15 protein-coding genes and 3 tRNA genes are annotated in these 17632 nt (G+C 45.7%); 6 read left to right on the top strand and 12 right to left on the bottom strand.

Annotated elements, in window-relative coordinates; all coding sequences use genetic code 11:
- Positions 1-214 precede the first annotated feature (214 nt).
- The 8 genes from VX941_09830 to VX941_09795 all read right to left on the bottom strand — a co-directional run bounded on the left by VX941_09830 (position 215) and on the right by VX941_09795 (position 7408).
- Positions 215-291, bottom strand: a tRNA-Asp gene (locus VX941_09830).
- A gap of 58 nt (positions 292-349) precedes the next feature.
- Positions 350-425 (bottom strand) — tRNA-Val (locus VX941_09825).
- Positions 426-534: 109 nt separating this feature from the next.
- Positions 535-807: an HU family DNA-binding protein gene (locus tag VX941_09820; GenBank protein ID MEE2933705.1), complete on the bottom strand. Its 273-nt coding sequence runs from the start codon at positions 805-807 to the stop codon at positions 535-537.
- Between the two features lie 171 nt (positions 808-978).
- Positions 979-3393, bottom strand: coding sequence for an endopeptidase La (gene lon / locus VX941_09815; GenBank protein MEE2933704.1), 2415 nt, complete (start codon positions 3391-3393; stop codon positions 979-981).
- A 116-nt stretch (positions 3394-3509) separates the two neighbouring features.
- Complete coding sequence (gene clpX, locus VX941_09810; protein ID MEE2933703.1) at positions 3510-4772, bottom strand: ATP-dependent Clp protease ATP-binding subunit ClpX; 1263 nt, start codon at positions 4770-4772, stop codon at positions 3510-3512.
- Between the two features lie 277 nt (positions 4773-5049).
- Complete coding sequence (clpP, locus tag VX941_09805; GenBank protein MEE2933702.1) at positions 5050-5682, bottom strand: ATP-dependent Clp endopeptidase proteolytic subunit ClpP; 633 nt, start codon at positions 5680-5682, stop codon at positions 5050-5052.
- A gap of 67 nt (positions 5683-5749) precedes the next feature.
- The gene (gene tig / locus VX941_09800; protein ID MEE2933701.1) at positions 5750-7237 is read right to left on the bottom strand and encodes a trigger factor; all 1488 of its coding nucleotides are present in this window, start codon (positions 7235-7237) and stop codon (positions 5750-5752) included.
- An 86-nt stretch (positions 7238-7323) separates the two neighbouring features.
- Positions 7324-7408: transfer RNA gene (locus VX941_09795), tRNA-Leu, on the bottom strand.
- 335 nt (positions 7409-7743) lie between these two features.
- Here VX941_09795 and VX941_09790 point away from each other — a divergent pair.
- Both VX941_09790 and VX941_09785 read left to right on the top strand, forming a co-directional pair.
- The gene (locus VX941_09790) at positions 7744-8979 is read left to right on the top strand and encodes a GTP-binding protein (GenBank protein ID MEE2933700.1); all 1236 of its coding nucleotides are present in this window, start codon (positions 7744-7746) and stop codon (positions 8977-8979) included.
- Positions 8976-9674, top strand: a complete 699-nt coding sequence (locus VX941_09785) for a DUF1826 domain-containing protein (protein ID MEE2933699.1) — start codon at positions 8976-8978, stop codon at positions 9672-9674. Before VX941_09790 ends, VX941_09785 begins: the two co-directional genes overlap by 4 nt.
- Before the next feature lie 195 nt (positions 9675-9869).
- On the opposite strand, the gene VX941_09780 is transcribed toward VX941_09785, so the two are convergent.
- From VX941_09780 to VX941_09765, 4 genes are all read right to left on the bottom strand, one after another.
- Complete coding sequence (locus VX941_09780) at positions 9870-10646, bottom strand: hypothetical protein (GenBank protein ID MEE2933698.1); 777 nt, start codon at positions 10644-10646, stop codon at positions 9870-9872.
- Between the two features lie 98 nt (positions 10647-10744).
- Positions 10745-11056 carry a hypothetical protein gene (locus tag VX941_09775; protein ID MEE2933697.1) on the bottom strand — a complete coding sequence of 104 codons (312 nt, stop codon included), beginning with the start codon at positions 11054-11056 and terminating at the stop codon, positions 10745-10747.
- A 49-nt stretch (positions 11057-11105) separates the two neighbouring features.
- Positions 11106-12518: a malonyl-CoA decarboxylase gene (locus VX941_09770; GenBank protein MEE2933696.1), complete on the bottom strand. Its 1413-nt coding sequence runs from the start codon at positions 12516-12518 to the stop codon at positions 11106-11108.
- Between the two features lie 34 nt (positions 12519-12552).
- Positions 12553-14049 (bottom strand): NAD(P)H-hydrate dehydratase, encoded by a 1497-nt coding sequence (locus VX941_09765; GenBank protein ID MEE2933695.1) that lies wholly within the window; start codon positions 14047-14049, stop codon positions 12553-12555.
- Between the two features lie 285 nt (positions 14050-14334).
- Here VX941_09765 and queA point away from each other — a divergent pair, with 285 nt between their 5' ends.
- From queA to queG, 4 genes are all read left to right on the top strand, one after another.
- Positions 14335-15369 (top strand): tRNA preQ1(34) S-adenosylmethionine ribosyltransferase-isomerase QueA, encoded by a 1035-nt coding sequence (gene queA / locus VX941_09760; protein ID MEE2933694.1) that lies wholly within the window; start codon positions 14335-14337, stop codon positions 15367-15369.
- A gap of 15 nt (positions 15370-15384) precedes the next feature.
- Positions 15385-16356, top strand: a complete 972-nt coding sequence (locus VX941_09755; protein ID MEE2933693.1) for an ornithine cyclodeaminase family protein — start codon at positions 15385-15387, stop codon at positions 16354-16356.
- Between the two features lie 161 nt (positions 16357-16517).
- A complete protein-coding gene (queF, locus tag VX941_09750; protein ID MEE2933692.1) occupies positions 16518-16976 on the top strand; it encodes a preQ(1) synthase in 459 nt (152 codons plus the stop codon).
- Between the two features lies 1 nt (position 16977).
- The coding region (queG, locus tag VX941_09745) for a tRNA epoxyqueuosine(34) reductase QueG (protein MEE2933691.1) at positions 16978-17632 on the top strand (655 nt) is incomplete at its 3' end.

Genomic DNA, 17632 nt, shown 5'->3' with positions numbered 1-17632 from the left:
CATGCAATTAACAGCCCTATTTTGCAAGAGTATGTGATGTCAGCAAAACAAACAGCCCGAAACGCACGGCGTAAAATGGGAAATTATCTCGATAATGAGAATCAGGATTTAGCGGATGATACACCGGAAGTTTGGCAACGTCGGCAAGAGCGTCGGCAAGGTCGGCAGACCGAAGAGCCACATGTAGTTAAGCCATTGACTTTATTGGAGAAAGTGGCGGGAGTGACGGGACTCGAACCCGCGGCCTCTGGCGTGACAGGCCAGCGCTCTAACCAACTGAGCTACACCCCCTGCAGCAATCCTGTAATCTAGCGCTGAAAACCTGTCAACCTAGAACATGCAGCCTATATGGTGGGCGGTGACGGGATCGAACCGCCGACCCCCTCGGTGTAAACGAGGTGCTCTCCCAGCTGAGCTAACCGCCCATATTCAGCATTTACGTACTGTAACTTCTCTATACCAGTCAAAAAGCAAACCGGCCATCCCATTTTAGGATGACCGGTTACTATGTTGTAACCCCTTAACGCTATTATTTTAATTAACGGCGTCCTTGAGCCCTTTACCGGCCTTAAATTTAGCCTGATTAGAAGCAGGGATTTGTATTACGGCACCAGTTTGCGGATTACGCCCAGTCGTTGCCTTCCGGTGTCCAACACTAAAGGTACCAAAACCTACAAGCCTTACCTCGTTACCATTGCTTAATGAGCCTGCGATCGTATCAAAAACTGCGTCAACTGCCTTGGCCGCATCGGCCTTCGACAATCCTGCATCCGATGCTACGGATGCAACTAAATCATTTTTGTTCAAAGCAACGCACTCCTTCGGGCTGGCTAAAAGTTGATGATGAAGAAATTCTTAGTACAACCTTACCAAAGTAACGATGCTCATCCAGACCAGTCAACCAAAACCCTCGTGTTTCTGCGGATTAACAAAAACCCACAAATAATCCAATTATGCCAATACCTTAAAAGCCACTGCTCAATGAGTAGTAACAGTACCAACCCTGCCCTTCCCATCCTCACCGGGCACCGGATTGACATCTTCCGATTCGGGCTCCCACTCTATAGGAGTTACCTCGGATACGAGGGCTTTTTCTAAGACCTCGTCGAGAGAACTTACCGTGACAATATCTAAGCTTTCCTTAACATTATCCGGGATATCCGGAAGGTCTTTCGCATTATCCTGCGGAATAAGGACTTGCTTAATCCCACCACGCAACGCTGCTAGCAACTTTTCTTTAAGACCGCCTATGGGAAGGACACGACCACGCAGAGTTATTTCGCCCGTCATCGCCACATCTTTTTTCACTTCTATTCCTGTAAGAACAGACACGATTGATGTTACCATCGCGACGCCAGCGGATGGACCATCTTTTGGAGTGGCGCCTTCTGGAACATGGACGTGTATATCTACTTTTTCAAATAACGTAGGCGCAATTCCAAAGGACGGCCCCCTGCTCTTTACATAGCTTTCAGCAGCTGCGACAGACTCCTTCATTACATCACCGAGCTTACCAGTGCTTTGAATCTTTCCTTTTCCAGGTAGCTTAACTGACTCTATCGTCAACAACTCTCCGCCAACTTCAGTCCATGCAAGACCGGTCACAACACCAACAAGATCGTCCTCTTCAACCTCGCCGAACCTGTATTTCTTAATACCAGCAAATTCTTCTAAGTTCTCTTGCGTTATATCCACCTTCTGAACTTTGCCATCCATTAAAATTTCTTTGATGGATTTACGTGCTAAATTAGCCAATTCTCGTTCTAAACTACGAACACCAGCCTCACGCGTATAGAAACGAATAAGATCCCTGAGGGCATCGTCCGAAATCGACCATTCGCCCTTCTTGAGCCCATTTTCCTTAATTTGTTTATTTATAAGATGCCTCTTCGCAATTTCCACTTTTTCGTCTTCTGTGTACCCAGCTATGCGAATGATCTCCATTCTATCCATTAATGGCTGCGGCATCCTGAGTGTGTTTGCTGTTGTGACAAACATTACATCACTAAGATCATAATCCACTTCAAGGTAGTGGTCTGCGAAGGTGCTGTTTTGCTCAGGATCAAGTACTTCTAGGAGAGCAGAGGATGGATCACCACGCCAATCAGCTCCTAACTTGTCAACCTCATCCAGTAAAAACAATGGATTTGAATAACCAGCCTTTTTCATTCCTTGAATAACTTTACCAGGCATAGATCCTATGTACGTGCGCCGGTGCCCACGCACCTCAGCCTCGTCTCGAACACCACCAAGAGACATACGAACGAACTTGCGACCCGTAGCACGCGCTATTGACTTTCCGAGAGAAGTCTTACCAACACCAGGAGGTCCCACAAGGCAAAGTATGGGCCCCTTAACTTTCCTCATACGCTGTTGCACAGCAAGGTATTCAAGAATACGGTCCTTAACCTTTTCAAGCCCATAATGATCTTGATCAAGGATATCTTGCGCAACAGATAAGTCTTTTTTTGTTTTGGTACGTTTTTTCCATGGAATACTGAGTATCCAATCAAGATAATTGCGAACAACTGTAGCTTCAGCTGACATGGGGCTCATGGCGCGCAATTTTTTCAACTCCGACTGCGCCTTTTCTCTCGCGTCTTTGCTAAGCTTTGTCTTTGCGATGTTTTCCTCTATTTCAGCAAGCTCATCCTTACCATCTTCACCGTCACCAAGCTCTTTCTGAATGGCCTTCATTTGTTCGTTTAGATAGTATTCTCGCTGGGTTTTCTCCATCTGACGTTTTACACGATTGCGGATACGCTTTTCGACCTGCATAACGCCGATCTCACCTTCCATAAACGAGTACACACGCTCAAGTCGCTCAGATACCTTGTGTAGCTCGAGCAGTGCCTGCTTGTCGGCAATTTTCAACGCCAAGTGCTGCACTACAGTATCAGCGAGTTTCCCCGGGTCTTCGATTTGGTTGACAGAAATAAGTACCTCAGGTGGGATTTTCTTGTTTAGCTTGATATACTGTTCGAATTCAGACACCACGGCACGGCTCAAAGCCTGTAATTCTTCTGCCTCCTCAGACTGCTCAATCACTACGGCGCATTCAGCCTGGAAAAAGTCGGGGTGTTCGATATATTTGGTAACGTGGGCACGCTTGCCACCCTCTACAAGAACCTTCACTGTACCGTCTGGAAGCTTCAAGAGTTGCAACACAGTCGAGATAGTCCCCACTTCATAAATCTCATCAGGGGTAGGGTCGTCATCAGATGCACTCTTCTGCGTTAAAAGAAGAATTTGCTTGTTATCGTTCATAACATCTTCGAGAGCTCTCACTGACTTATCTCGCCCGACAAAAAGGGGAACGATCATATTAGGGAAGACAACAATATCGCGCAAAGGCAATACTGGCAGTACCTGCTTTTCGTCTAATTCGTCCATAATAAACTCTCTAGGTTTGAGCTGTTTCTGATTAAAAATTTATATCTTCTGAGCTGTTGCCAATTAAATTTTATTCAAGACTTGAAAAATTACAAATGCCACCCATGAGTAAAAATTTACGCACTTTTTTCTGTCTCTCTCTGCCGGTCTGAATAAATGTGCAAAGGGTCAGCTCTGCCCTCTACAACCTCTTTGTTTATCACGATTTCCCCAACACTCTCCAAGCTTGGCAGGTCATACATAGAGTCTAGTAAGATGCTTTCAAGAATAGACCGTAAACCGCGCGCCCCAGTCTTCCTGGCAATAGCCTTGGCTGCGACACCACGTAATGCATCATCTGCAAATTCAAGATTCACACCTTCCATTTCAAACAATCTTTGATATTGCTTTACCAGAGCGTTGCGGGGTGTGGTTAAAATTTCAATCAACGCCTCTTCATCTAAATCTGACAGAGTTGCAAGTACGGGTAATCTGCCCACAAACTCTGGAATCAGCCCGAACTTGAGGAGATCCTCTGGTTCTATCTCTTGAAGTATTTCCCCGATATTCCTGTCATCCGCAGACCGCACGTCGGCTCCGAAGCCTATGGACGAACCTTTATCACGTTGGGATATAATTTTCTCCAAACCAGCAAATGCTCCCCCGCAAATAAAGAGTATATTGGTAGTATCGACCTGCAAAAACTCTTGTTGAGGGTGTTTGCGCCCTCCTTGCGGAGGGACCGATGCAATAGTCCCTTCCATAATTTTGAGAAGTGCCTGTTGAACACCCTCCCCCGATACATCTCGGGTAATGGACGGGTTGTCTGACTTGCGACTAATTTTGTCTACTTCGTCGATATAGACAATGCCACGCTGAGCTCGCTCAACATTATAATCTGCAGCCTGAAGTAATTTTAGAATTATATTTTCAACATCCTCACCAACATAGCCTGCCTCGGTGAGTGTGGTGGCGTCTGCCATGGTAAACGGCACATCTAAAATACGTGCCAAAGTCTGGGCTAACAGTGTCTTGCCGCAACCCGTGGGGCCTATGAGTAATATGTTGGATTTGGCCAACTCAACATCATTACTATTGCCGGAATTAGCCAAACGCTTGTAATGGTTATGTACTGCAACGGACAATACTCTCTTAGCGTGACCCTGCCCTATGACATAATCGTCTAAAACTTTGCAAATTTCGCGAGGCGTTGGTACGCCGTCAGAAGACTTCGAAATCGCAGCCTTGTGATCTTCTTTGATGATGTCCATGCAGAGCTCTACACATTCATCACATATAAACACTGTCGGTCCCGCAATAAGTTTGCGAACTTCGTGCTGACTTTTGCCACAGAACGAACAATACAAGGTGTTTTTAGCCTCACCACCAGTTTTTGCCATAGCCTTGCTTTCGTAATCAGTTGAACGAACTTTTGGTGCAATCCCACTAGATTTTAGCCAATTGACGCGCCATACGCCAATGCCAATTGACCCTTAAAATGAGCAAACACCTTCATATATAGTAAAAGTTGCTCAAAAACCAATGAGTCGGTAAATTTCCGCTTGGGTCGTTAATTCTTAAAATCACCCACGTTGGCAGACATTTCTGTGTTGAAATGGCTAACTACGGTCAAAAAAACACGAATCGAAAAACCAAGCAGTGCTTAGAGGCCTTGCCTCACTTGTCGCTCTCATCGGAGCCGCTGTCTATATCCTCAGCCGCAATAGGACGCTCCGATACTACTTCGTCCACGATACCGAACTCAAGAGCTTGCTCAGGCGACATGAAATTGTCTCTATCCATGCCGTCCTCAACCGCCTTGAGTTTTTGTCCGGTATGATTAACGTAGATTTCATTAAGCCGTTCACGCAGCTTAAGAATTTCGCGCGCATGTATTTCGATATCTGCGGCTTGCCCTTGAAAACCTCCGGACGGCTGGTGAATCATTATACGACTATTTGGCAGACAGTAGCGTTTATTTGCCGCACCCGCAGCAAGCAATAACGATCCCATTGAGGCCGCCTGACCCATACAAACGGTAGAAACTTGCGGTCGGATATACTGCATTGTGTCATAGATCGAGAGACCTGACGAAACAACACCACCCGGTGAGTTAATGTACAGAGCAATATCCTTGGTCGGATTTTCAGATTCTAGATAAAGTAATTGGGCGCAGATTAAGCTCGCTACAGCATCGTGTACTGGGCCTACTAAAAAAATAATCCGTTCCTTAAGTAGTCGAGAATAAATATCGTACGCACGCTCACCGCGGTTGGTTTGTTCAACGACCATGGGCACTAGCGTGTTCATCCTCGGTACGTCTGCACCGTCTACCAAGTCAGTCAATTGAGAGGGGAAATGATTGTCATTCATCATTTTAATCCTTTTTTGCTGACCCCGCTGTTTTTTTAGCAGGTGCTTTCTTTTTGGGGGCTGCTTTCTTTTTGGGGGCTGCTTTCTTTTTGGGGGCTGCTTTCTTTTTGGGGGCTGCCTTCTTTTCCGAAGAGATTTTTTTCTTGGGCTGACTATTTTCAACAGCAGCTATTTGTTCGGCCTCTATCTCTTTCTTTAATTCATCCAGCGTTACCTCACGCTCACTCACATTTGCCATTTCGAGAATAAAATCAATGACCTTATCTTCAAATAGGGGCGCGCGTATGCTAGCCATGGCTTGCTCATTTTCCCGATACATCTCAATAATCTTTTTCTCTTGCCCAGGATGCCGTTGCGCCTCAGCAATTAAGGCACGGTTCACTTCTTCTGGAGACACATCAATGTTATTCCGCTGCCCTACTGCAGCAAGGAGTAGCCCCAAACGGACCCGCCTTTCAGCTACTTTGCGATAAAATTCTTCGGGATTTTCAACCTCACCATCTTCGACATTTTCTGATTGATTTTTCTTAGCTTCCAAATACTGCTGCCATATGGAATCAAATTCCGAATCTACCATTGAACCCGGCAACTCAAATTGGTGCAGGTTATCGAGCTTATCTAACAAGGCCCGTTTTGTTTTTTCACGACAAACTGAAGAATATTCTTTCTCCGTCCGCTCACGCATCTGCGTCCTTAGAGCATCAAGTGATTCGAGCCCTAGGTTTTTGGCAAATTCATCATTAAGTTCGGCTTCTTTTTTCTCACGTATTTCTTTCAACTTGCATTCGAATAACGCCTCTTTGCCGGCAAGGTTTTCGGCGGGATACTCATCGGGCATGGTCACTTTAACCGATACATCGCTACCCGCTGCAACTCCTGTCAACTGTTCCTCGAAGCCTGGAACAAATTGATTGGACCCTAGGGTCAGGTGAAAATCGGTAGCCTTGCCTCCCTCAAAGGGCTCCCCGCCTACTTTGCCCTCAAAGTCCAAGACGACAATATCCCCTGTTTTAGATTTACGCTTGCTGCTGATGGGCTCGCTGCCAGCCATGTTTTCAGCCATGTCAGCAATAGATTTTTCTATTTGCTCATCATCGACGGCAACCCTAAGCCGTTCCAGCTCAACCGTTTTAAAGTCGACCGGATCGATTTCTGGAAGAACATCAACTGCGACTGTGAATTCTAGTTCTCCGCCATCCTCAAACCTTTTAATCTCAACTTTTGGCTGCATGGCTGGCTGCAAATCCCGCTCTTTCAGAGCACTAGACATGGCCTCACCAACAGCCATTTCTAACACTTCACCTCGAACAGCGTCGCCGTATCGCTGCCGAATTATAGATGGCGGCACTTTCCCCGGACGGAAACCTGGTATCGAAACTTTGCCCGACACCTCTTCCAATTTAGCCTTTATTTTTGACTCGACATCCTCTGCTGGTACTATGATTTTTAGCTCGTGGCTCAAACCTTCATTTTTTACTTCTGTAACTTCCATGGCCCTCTACTCGCCAGTTTTACATTCCCACCGCCGACTGTCTTTTCTCAATCGCGCAGCCTATTTCAGCGCATATTTAGCGCAAGTGGTGCGGGCGGAGGGAATCGAACCCCCACGGATTGCTCCACAGGTACCTAAAACCTGCGCGTCTACCAATTCCGCCACGCCCGCCCGACCAAGAGCCAAAGCATGGAAGCTCTGCGCGCCAAACTGCCTTGTATAAGTAGTGAATGGTGAGCGGTCAAGCACACAGAGTGAGTAAGTTTGAATTACCTGTTAAAGCAGCGAACTAAACACTTCGCATCACTCGTCCAATAGCCGAAAATGCCCGCCAAAACAACAAAACCCAAATCTTTTTGGGCATAAATATTTAAAACAATTACGCTCAAAACTTGAATTGCATTTTGCGGTGAAACTGATATGTTATGTTATAATATAACGAATGCTTGCGCGGAAGCTGACTGTTAAGACAATTTCTTGATCCGCGAACACATGGAGAGTTGTAAATGGCAAGCGTTTCAACTGAGCGGGCACCAGATGCTCGCCTTCCGGTTACAGTGCTGTCTGGTTTTCTCGGCGCCGGTAAAACTACTCTACTAAACCGCGTTTTGAACAATCGTGATGGTAAGCGCGTAGCTGTCATCGTCAATGATATGTCTGAGGTGAACATCGATGCCGACCTCGTACGCGCGGATACAGAACTTAGCCGAACCGATGAAACATTAGTTGAAATGTCCAATGGCTGTATTTGCTGCACGTTACGTGACGATCTCCTGGCAGAGGTTCGGCGTCTTTCTGAGGAAGCGCGCTTTGACTACCTTTTGATTGAATCAACCGGTATCTCTGAGCCCTTACCTGTGGCGGCAACCTTCGACTTTAGAGACGAAAATGACCACAGTCTCTCGGACGTAGCCCGCCTCGATACCATGGTCACAGTTGTTGACGCAGTAAACCTACTTAAAGACTACTCTAGTCATGATTTCTTGCGTGACAGAGGCGAGAACTTGGGAGACGATGATAATCGAACGATTGTGCATTTGTTGACTGACCAAATCGAATTTGCCGATATCGTCATCCTTAATAAGGTTTCTGATGCAACTCCACGAAATGTTGATGCTGCGTGCAAAATAATTCGTAGCCTTAATGCTGACGCTAAGATTATCAAAGCGAACCACTGCGATGTTTCAGCGGATTTAATACTAAACACAGGATCTTTTGACTTTGAGAGAGCGCATGAACATGCGATGTGGGCGAAGGAATTGTACGGGCATGCGGAACATACTCCCGAGACTGAGGAATACGGGATAGAAAGCTTTGTTTACAGGGCTCGACGGCCGTTTAATCCGGAAAAAATTCACAAAGTTCTTAACAGCGATCTGCCCGGCGTGATTCGTGCTAAAGGCCATTTTTGGATTGCAACACAGCCCGATTGGGTCGCGGAATTCGCCCTTGCCGGAGCACTCACCTCCGTCAATGCACTCGGAAACTGGTGGGCCTCAATACCAAAAGAAAGATGGCCTGATGATGAAAGAGGTCGAGACTACATGAACACTCATTGGAAGGAGCCTTGGGGTGACAGAAGGCAAGAAATTGTTTTCATAGGCAACGGGATAAATTGGTCGGAATTAGAAGGATCCCTTGATGCCTGTCTTGTTCCGGAAACACTTGCCAAGGATATTGCCACCCTGCCCAACTTTTCAGACCCATTTCCTAGGTGGCGGCGTCCGGAGGCTACAAAATGAGAACCGCTCAAGAGTTGAAAAGTTCCAGTAATTACAGATCTTTAAATGGATTAATTGAGACACAAGTTGACGTTCAAACTGTCCAATCACGCGACGGACTTTGTGCGATTTCTAATTCGGCAACTAAATTGGTGATTTGGAAACGTTCGCTGCCCGATCAATTGCAAACTTGGCTCGGGCAGATGAGCATAGATCGCCTACCTCACGCACGCGTCCTTGTTAAAACATCTGATGTTCGGGGTGCTATGGAATTTACATTTAAAGACCGTAACCTGAGAATAAAAAACGTTACCGACCTCTTTATAGAGGATATAGAGGGTCTTGCTTCGGTGTATGCAGAAATTACCGGAGAAGAGATGGTCGACATACGGTTAGAAAGAGTGACTGATAACGCATGTTGGAAATTTCACCGTGACTATGTAAAAACGCGGTTACTTACGACTTACCTTGGCCCTAACACGGAATGGGTTCTACCTGAATATGGAGAGCAGGCTTTGAGCCAACAGTTGCAATTCAGAGGACCAATTGAAAGCCTCACCCCCCATGACGTAGCAATTTTTAAAGGCTGTAGCAGCGCAACAGAAGCTGGCATTGTACATCGCTCCCCGCCTATTGAGGGCACTGGGTATACAAGGCTGCTTCTTTGCCTCAACCAGAAATCCGACACTTCACCTGCCCCATGGTCAAAAAAGTGAATTAACTCCGCTGTTTTTTCACAAGCGCACTATGGCTCTATCTGAACAAGAGTGTTGGGGCAAGCTAACACTGGGTTAGTTCGAGGTAAACAGAGGCAGCTCATATTGCTTTGTTATGAGTGTCCTAACTCTGCTGAAAGAGGCATTCGTTGCTAAGATAGGAAAGCTTTGCCTAAAATTATTACCAATAATACTTCAAACTGAATGTACGATACAATTGCTTGCCGGTTTTCCGCTTGAGCACAAAAGATGCATGGCGCGAATGCGGCCTTTTTCTTTAAATGCCATTAAGGTCATAATGTCGTCCCAAAACATTGGCCGTCTAAACCAAACTTCAAGATCAAAAGCATTCGGCTGATAGGCCTTCTGCAATGCCTCACGGTAAAAATGAATTCCCATCAGACCTGCAGCAATCGGCGCGCGAAATCCATGTTTTGCTGCAACTGCAGGATCAGAGTGAATCAAGTTACCGGCTTCATTGCTATACTCTGCCACCAACTTTGGAATAAGACTTCGGCTCATTATCTCAGAAAAGCCCTCTAAGGTTTCCGAAGGACGAGGAATACCGCGAGACGGCTCTTTTGCTCCTACAGCGATAATGCCTGACCGCTCTGCCTCCACACACACATGACCGTTTGATCGAGAATATTTAAAGTGACTGTGCAGAATACAGCCCCGGGGATGTGGATTTATCTCCATGATTTGTCCAGCGACTGTTATAGGCTCCTCAAGCTGAAGCGGCTCTATCTGACGAAACCGCTGTGAAAGGTGAACACCGCCTAAAATTGGTATGTCAGCCGCCATTAATACTTTTATTGTTGGTAAACCAAGCATAGCTATTTCGACCTGGTTACCGTAAATTTCCGGATTAACGCCACTGCAATTCAATTTACGCACCTGCTCTTTTTTCTCCACGCAAAAAGTCCATGGAGCAAATTCAAAGCCGCATCCTTTTTCTAAAGCTTCGCTCACTCTATCGCTCCCGTCGACTGCTTGCACCGCTAGCCTCGTGCTCACGCGTTGTTAAGAAGCCCAAATGAATTCCGTTTTTAGTTGGGGGCATTTGCAGATTAGGCAGCGAGCCTATCAGTGTAAGTATCAGCGAACGCCCCAAGAGCTAGAACTCTGGGCCCCTCGACAACTGAATGTGATCTTTGTGGATGTTTAAACTCGATCTCATACCTGATATGAGGAATGCTAAAGCTATCCGAAGAGACAGCTATAACACGCGCAACCTCTAACGTGTGATCAGCACGGGTCCGGTAAAACATGTCACCGACTTTGATTAAACAAATCTTGCGTCCTCGTTTAATCAAAGTGCTCGCACGCTCTCGGCCTCTTGCGCCAACAAATAGACCTTCAGTCTTACCCTTTAGACGCATCCCTATAACTCAAAAAATAACAAATACGCCTTGGGTATCTATGGAGTAATCAGGATTTCAGCAAGCGCTTTATAGCCGGAGACAGAGCAGTTTTCCCATCGATGCTGTAAGCCTCATGATTTGCCTCGATTCTTTCAAGATCATAAAGATAATTGACCATCAATCCTGCAGCATTTGTTATGCCGTTTTCTGATCTGTCAGCAAGCCAATTTAACCTTTCGATTCGGGCGCCATTTGTTAAATGGAAATTAGCGACCGGGTCTAATGCCCGAATTCCATCTTTCCGTTTGCAACAAGCAAGATATTTGCCTGCAGCCTTCATAAGGATAGGCCGAACTGCCGGCGCTTTTGCCTCATCCAGATACCATTCCTTAGAATTAAGAACTGACTTTAGAAAAGTTTGATCGGCAGTGACGCCCACATCATTTGCTTTCGATTCACTTAGCAAGCCCTTCATTTCGCTAGGGGCGATATTTAACTCTCCATTATCCAATGATTTCTCAAACCATTTTCTGAATCCCGGCATTGGCGATAGGGTTGCAAATTGTCGTAGCCCAGGAAATTCTGTACGCAACAAATCAACGACCCTTTTTATCAAAAACCCTCCGAAACTGATACCTTCCAACCCTGATTGTGCGTTAGAAATGGAATAAAATATTGCAGTATCGGCTTTTTCGGCCTCAGAGGTTGGGGACGATGGATCAAGTAATTCGTCTATGCTTTTCGCCAGACCATTCAAAAGAGCAACTTGAACAAAGATTAAGGGTTCATCAGGCATACGCGGATGGAAAAATGCAAAGCACCGACGATCGGCATCTAGCCGGTTTTTGAGATCGCCCCATCCGCGTATCTCGTGTACAGCTTCATACTCAATCAATTTTTCTAAAAGTGATGCAGGGTGGTCCCAGCTAATACGTTCCAATTTTAGAAAACCAATATCAAACCATGAAGTCAATAATCGCCGAAAATCGTGCTCAAGCGCCTGGAGTGATGAGTCTTTTTGTTTGAAGCTGAGTAAATCCGAACGCATATCCACAAGGAATTTCACTCCCTGTGGCAAAGCATTGAATTGGGTAAGCAACCTAATGGGCCTTGGCTCTAATGCCATCCGAAGGTTTTTCACTGCTTTAGGAACATTATCAAGCTTTGCTGCATTGTATTCACTGATTGCATTGCTAACAGCCAACTCATCAGTTTGAAAGCTACTAGCAAGAAGCTGCAGAAACCGCCTTCGACCATTTATATCGAGCCCGATATATGTTTGCCCGAGAAAAGCTGCTCTGGCTCGCGCAGAAATTTCTCCCCCTCTTGCCTCAAGACAATTTTTCATCTGCTCCCGTAAATCAAGAATATCGCCATCATTTGATAAATCGGGCCGAACCGAACCAGAGAAGGTACCTGCAATATCCCGCCATATTCCGCGCAACCGCTCAAGCCATGTCGATGAGTTAACGGAGGACATTTCAACTTGTTCACCTGCTTTAAATTTTGAGTTTTTAGACCCGTTTACCACCAGCTAAATCCTTCTTTGTTTTTAGGTCCTTGAATACTTTCGGTAAAATCTCCGGCAGGTCTTCAGCAATTAGACCCAAACCAAATTCCTTTGCCGCCTCCCCATGCATCCAAACCCCCGCTGCAGCTGCCTCAAATGGTTCCATCCCCTGCGCAACCAGCGATGTTACTATGCCTGCCAAGACATCTCCAGAGCCTGATGTAGCTAGTGTTGGAGGAGCATTACTATTTATAATGGCGCGGCCATCCGGAGCGGCAATAACAGTATCTGCACCCTTTAGTACAATTATGGCCCCACTCTCATAAGCAGCGGACCGGGCGCGACTAACTTTATCTCCGTCAAAATCAAAAAGGCGTTTAAATTCTCCCTCATGTGGCGTCATTACATATGGACGCGATGCGCTGGAAAATAAAAGATCTCTGTTATTTTCAAAAACCGAAATTGCGTCTGCATCCAAAATGAGTGACCGCCCGTGCTTAAAAGCAGCCAATACTCGCTCCCGCGCAGAAACGGTCACACCAAGTCCAGGGCCAACTAGAACTGCACCGACCCTCGGGTCTTCAACAACTGCTTCAAAGGTGCCGGTATCCCGAACTACACGCACTACTGCTCCTTGTACAGCCAATCGGCATATTGCAGCCGCCTCCCTAGGCACTGCGAGGCTGACCATACCCACTCCAGCCCGCCTTGCTCCAGCGGCCGCGAGTATTGCAGCTCCGGGCATTTCTGCGCTACCAGCAATAACAGCATAACCTCGGCAAAATTTGTGGTCACAGGGGTTAAGGGTTGGCATGCTTGAGAACCATAAGGCTGGACTGTTTTCGGCAGCCTTCGGCAAAATAGTCTCTAAAACTGTTTCTGGAATACCAATATCGGCAACTATTAACTCACCACAAAAGTTGCGCCCCGGCAGAAGTAAGTGGCCAGGTTTTTTGCGAAAGAATGTTACCGTCAAGTCCGCTGTTGGCGCAAACCCATGGATAGCGCCGGTATCCGCATCAACGCCGCTTGGCACATCAACTGCTACACATTTTCGACCCTTTATGGCCTTCAAGACTTCAAGCGCTGAGCCCTCAATCGGCCTAGACAAGCCAACACCAAAAACTGCATCAACAACCAACGTCGCACCTTTCAGTAAATCCACCGAAAATTCTTCGTTGGGACCTCCCCACAATTTAGCGTGACCTTGCGCATCGCCGGAAATACCATTGCTGGAACCAAGCAATCCAAGCCGCACCGACCAACCGCGTTCGCGCAGCAGTCGAGCAATAACAAAGCCATCACCTCCGTTATTGCCTGGGCCACATAAAACAGTTGTTTGCTGTGGCCCCCAACGTGCTGTAATTTCATTTACGACGGCTTGCCCAGCATTGGCCATCAAAGTTCTGCCTGAAACACCACCAGAAATAGCAACTTCGTCAGCAGTTGTTATTTGATCGGAATTTAACAGTGCATATCTTGAGCGTTTGAAATTCTGCAATGATCACCCCATAAGAAAGAATTCACAAAAAAGCGTATCTTCGACTAGTATCAATGGTCTTTGGTAAATGATAGCACGCTCAAAATCATCGGATAACTCCCAATAATTTCTTTTGTTTAAGTCAAAAATTTTCAATAGTACCAGTTATTGGTGAATTGAGCTTAATCGATCAGCAAATTTTAAGATGCGAACATTTATGGCCTTCCAGAGATGCTTAAAAGGCGCAGTGGCCCGAACCTGTAAAATTCATGCCGGTCATAAACTGCCACAGGATAACTAAACGTAATGATGAACACTTTTACACTTGACGAATTTGATTTTAATCTGCCGCCGGATCGAATAGCTCAAGAGCCAGTTCGCCCAAGAGACAGCGCGCGCCTGTTAGAAATAGGCCAAACATTGAATGATTGCGTAATCCGAGACCTTCCCAAATTGCTTAAACCAGGAGACTTACTAATAATTAACGACACTAAAGTTATTCCGGCTCGGCTTTATGGTAAACGGGGAAAGGTGAACGTTGAGGCTACTTTACACCGACACGTAGAAAAAAATATGTGGCGGGCATTTGCGCGTCCCGGCCGTCGCCTAAGGCTCAATGATATTATCGTATTTGGAGAAGATCTATGCGCCAGAGTTGAAAGGAAGTTAGATGACGGAGAGATTATTCTCGACTTCATTACAAACGATTTGGCGTTATCTTTGGTTAAAAATGGAGAAATGCCATTGCCTCCTTACATTAATCGACTTCCAAAGTCTCAGGAAGCTGATTACGGCAACTATCAGACTATTTATGCAAAAAAGCCAGGCGCTGTTGCAGCGCCAACCGCTGGTTTGCATTTTACTCAGCAGCTATTCGACAAACTTGCCAGTAATGGTATTCGGTTCGCAAAGGTTACACTTCATGTTGGGCCAGGCACATTTTTGCCAGTTCGAAATCAAAGGCCTGAGGGTCACGTAATGCACGCAGAGGTAGGACGCTTAAGTTCAAAAACAGCCAATTTAATCAATGATACTAGGTCATTGGGAAAGCGGATAGTTGCTGTTGGCACCACAAGCCTAAGGCTTGTCGAAAGTGCGGCTAGCGAAAATGGTGAGGTGAACGAATTTGATGGTGAAACAGATCTTTTTATTTTGCCGGGATACAAGTTCAAAGCGGTTGATATGCTCATCACCAATTTTCATTTACCCAAATCAACATTATTCATGTTGGTAAGCGCTTTTTCGGGGCTTGAAAGGATACAAAATGCGTATCAGCATGCCATAAAAGATAATTACAGATTTTATTCATACGGTGACGCATGCCTGTTGCACCGTAGCTAATACACTGGGGAAACTATGGCGATATGCTTGTCGGAAGCTGATATTGGTGGCCTTATAACTATTGCTGATGCAATAGATACAGCAGAAGAAGTATTTAAAATCAATGGCCAAGATGGCGTAATTAATCTTCCAAGTCAGCAAATCAATACTCCGGGTGGCTACCTGCGACTTACATCGGCGATTGTCATACCAATGAAAAAGATTGCTGTAAAAGTTTCATCATCAATGGTTTTCGACAGTGACTCAGGCCGCCCACTCCTCCTTATAGATAGCAAAACCGGAAGGGTCGACGCAATCATTGAGGTTTTTCGCCTTGGCGCTCTTCGAACGGCGGTTGCCAGTGGAGTTGCAACAAAATATTTAGCAAAGGAGAATGCGACAAGTTTAGGTGTGATTGGTGCAGGCCGCCAAGCGCGCACGCAAATTTTCGCAATCCGTGCCGTTAGACCCATAGATAGTTTAATCGTTCTGGGCAGGGATCAGCCTAAAACATTTCAATTCTGGGAAGAAATGAGCAGCCAACTTGGTTTTCTGGTTAACGTGGCAAAAGATCACTTGGATTTGTATGACTGTTCGATCATTTGCACTGCTACCACATCCCATAAACCAGTACTTTTTGGAAAAAACCTGAGTCTAAGAACACACATCAACAGTATTGGTGCAAATCGCATGGAGCGACAGGAGCTTGATGACGAAGTAATTCCGAAGTGCTCCATTGTGACTGTAAATAATAAAGACCAAGCTCAAAAGGAATCTGCTTTACTCAATCGAGCCATCAAAGACGTAAAATCTTCTTTTTGTTGGGATGGCGTGCTCGAATTATCCGACTGCATCAAAGCAAAAGGCCAAATCCATAGACAATCAGATGCTATCACACCCTACAATTCTCACGGAATCGTCATGGAGGATGTCGCGCTCGCGACCAAAGCTTTCGATTTGGCCACCGAGAAAGGCATCGGATCTTTTGTTGAGTTTACTGGTGTCTAAAATGTGAAACTGTGCAACAAGCATTAATATTTGGTTTACCCGGAATATGGAGTTCTGCATTGTTTATTTTTGGTAAAAAACTCGATTCGTTCTTTTCCCTATTTTGAGCCTAATTTTTTAATTGCTAAATAATCGACCGAAAGGGCAAACAGGGGTCACAAATGGCAGAAAATAACACACTCAATCAGCTTGGCCAAACAGTATCAATTCCGCAATCGCCAAGTGATGCAATACTAGAAACTGTTCCCAACCCACACTATGACACAAACTATGTAGTGCGATTAACCTGTCCCGAATTCACGTCATTATGTCCGATAACGAGTCAGCCTGATTTTGCAAAATTCACAATTGATTACGTACCTGATCAGAAACTCGTTGAGAGCAAATCATTAAAACTATTCATGTCTTCATTTAGGAACCATGGTGCCTTTCATGAGGACTGCACAATCACCATAGGAAAGCGTCTGACAACTGCAACTGAGCCTCGATGGCTTCGTGTATGTGGAATTTGGTATCCTCGTGGAGGCATTCCGATAGACATTTTTTTTCAAAGTGGCCCCGCGCCAGAGGATATTTTTGTCCCAGAAACTCCCGCAAGTATATACCGAGGCAGGGACTAAAATGAGTTCCAAGCTGGAAATCCGAGCTAAAGCGGCTGAGTTGGGCTTTGATCAAATAGGGTTTACTTGCGCTGAACTCCCCAAAACAGTGGGGCGTAATTTAAAAAAATTTTTGGACGCTGGTAAACACGGGGAAATGCAATGGCTTGAAAAGAAAATTGATAGACGAAAACAGCCAAACAACCTTTGGCCCGAAGCGAAGACTATAATCGTGCTTGGTGTAAACTACGGGCCAGACAAAGATCCACTCGCTGAAATGAGACATTTTGCGTCTGATAAACGCGGAATGATTTCAGTGTATGCACGGAATAACGATTACCATGATGTAATTAAAAAGCGTTTGAAGACGCTTGCCCGGTGGTTACAAACGGATAGTGGTTGCGAGGTAAAGGTCTTTGTCGACACTGCACCAGTAATGGAAAAACCATTGGCTCAGCAGGCTGGTATTGGTTGGCAAGGTAAACATACGAATCTCATTTCGCCTAGTTACGGGTCATGGCTATTTTTAGGCGAGATATACACAACCTTGAAAATTGAACCGGATCAAGCCGAGAAAAATCACTGCGGCAGTTGTAATGAATGCATAGATATTTGCCCAACACGCGCCATTACCGGGCCACACCAATTAGACGCCCGCCGCTGCATTTCTTATCTTA

It is taken from the genome of Pseudomonadota bacterium (assembly GCA_036339585.1).
Classification (GTDB): Bacteria; Pseudomonadota; Alphaproteobacteria; order UBA8366; family UBA8366; genus UBA8366.
The sequence above is the reverse complement of the archived record's forward strand: the minus strand, read 5'-3'. Positions and strand labels throughout refer to the sequence as shown.

What these genes read in the sequence shown, in the direction of transcription:
- lon (MEE2933704.1), bottom strand. Translation starts at nt 3,393, where the DNA reads ATGGACGAATTAGACGAAAAGCAGGTACTGCCAGTATTGCCTTTGCGC.
- clpX (MEE2933703.1), bottom strand. Translation starts at nt 4,772, where the DNA reads ATGGCAAAAACTGGTGGTGAGGCTAAAAACACCTTGTATTGTTCGTTC.
- clpP (MEE2933702.1), bottom strand. Translation starts at nt 5,682, where the DNA reads ATGAACACGCTAGTGCCCATGGTCGTTGAACAAACCAACCGCGGTGAG.
- tig (MEE2933701.1), bottom strand. Translation starts at nt 7,237, where the DNA reads ATGGAAGTTACAGAAGTAAAAAATGAAGGTTTGAGCCACGAGCTAAAA.
- VX941_09790 (MEE2933700.1), top strand. Translation starts at nt 7,744, where the DNA reads ATGGCAAGCGTTTCAACTGAGCGGGCACCAGATGCTCGCCTTCCGGTT.
- VX941_09785 (MEE2933699.1), top strand. Translation starts at nt 8,976, where the DNA reads ATGAGAACCGCTCAAGAGTTGAAAAGTTCCAGTAATTACAGATCTTTA.
- VX941_09775 (MEE2933697.1), bottom strand. Translation starts at nt 11,056, where the DNA reads ATGCGTCTAAAGGGTAAGACTGAAGGTCTATTTGTTGGCGCAAGAGGC.
- VX941_09770 (MEE2933696.1), bottom strand. Translation starts at nt 12,518, where the DNA reads ATGTCCTCCGTTAACTCATCGACATGGCTTGAGCGGTTGCGCGGAATA.
- queA (MEE2933694.1), top strand. Translation starts at nt 14,335, where the DNA reads ATGATGAACACTTTTACACTTGACGAATTTGATTTTAATCTGCCGCCG.
- VX941_09755 (MEE2933693.1), top strand. Translation starts at nt 15,385, where the DNA reads ATGGCGATATGCTTGTCGGAAGCTGATATTGGTGGCCTTATAACTATT.
- queF (MEE2933692.1), top strand. Translation starts at nt 16,518, where the DNA reads ATGGCAGAAAATAACACACTCAATCAGCTTGGCCAAACAGTATCAATT.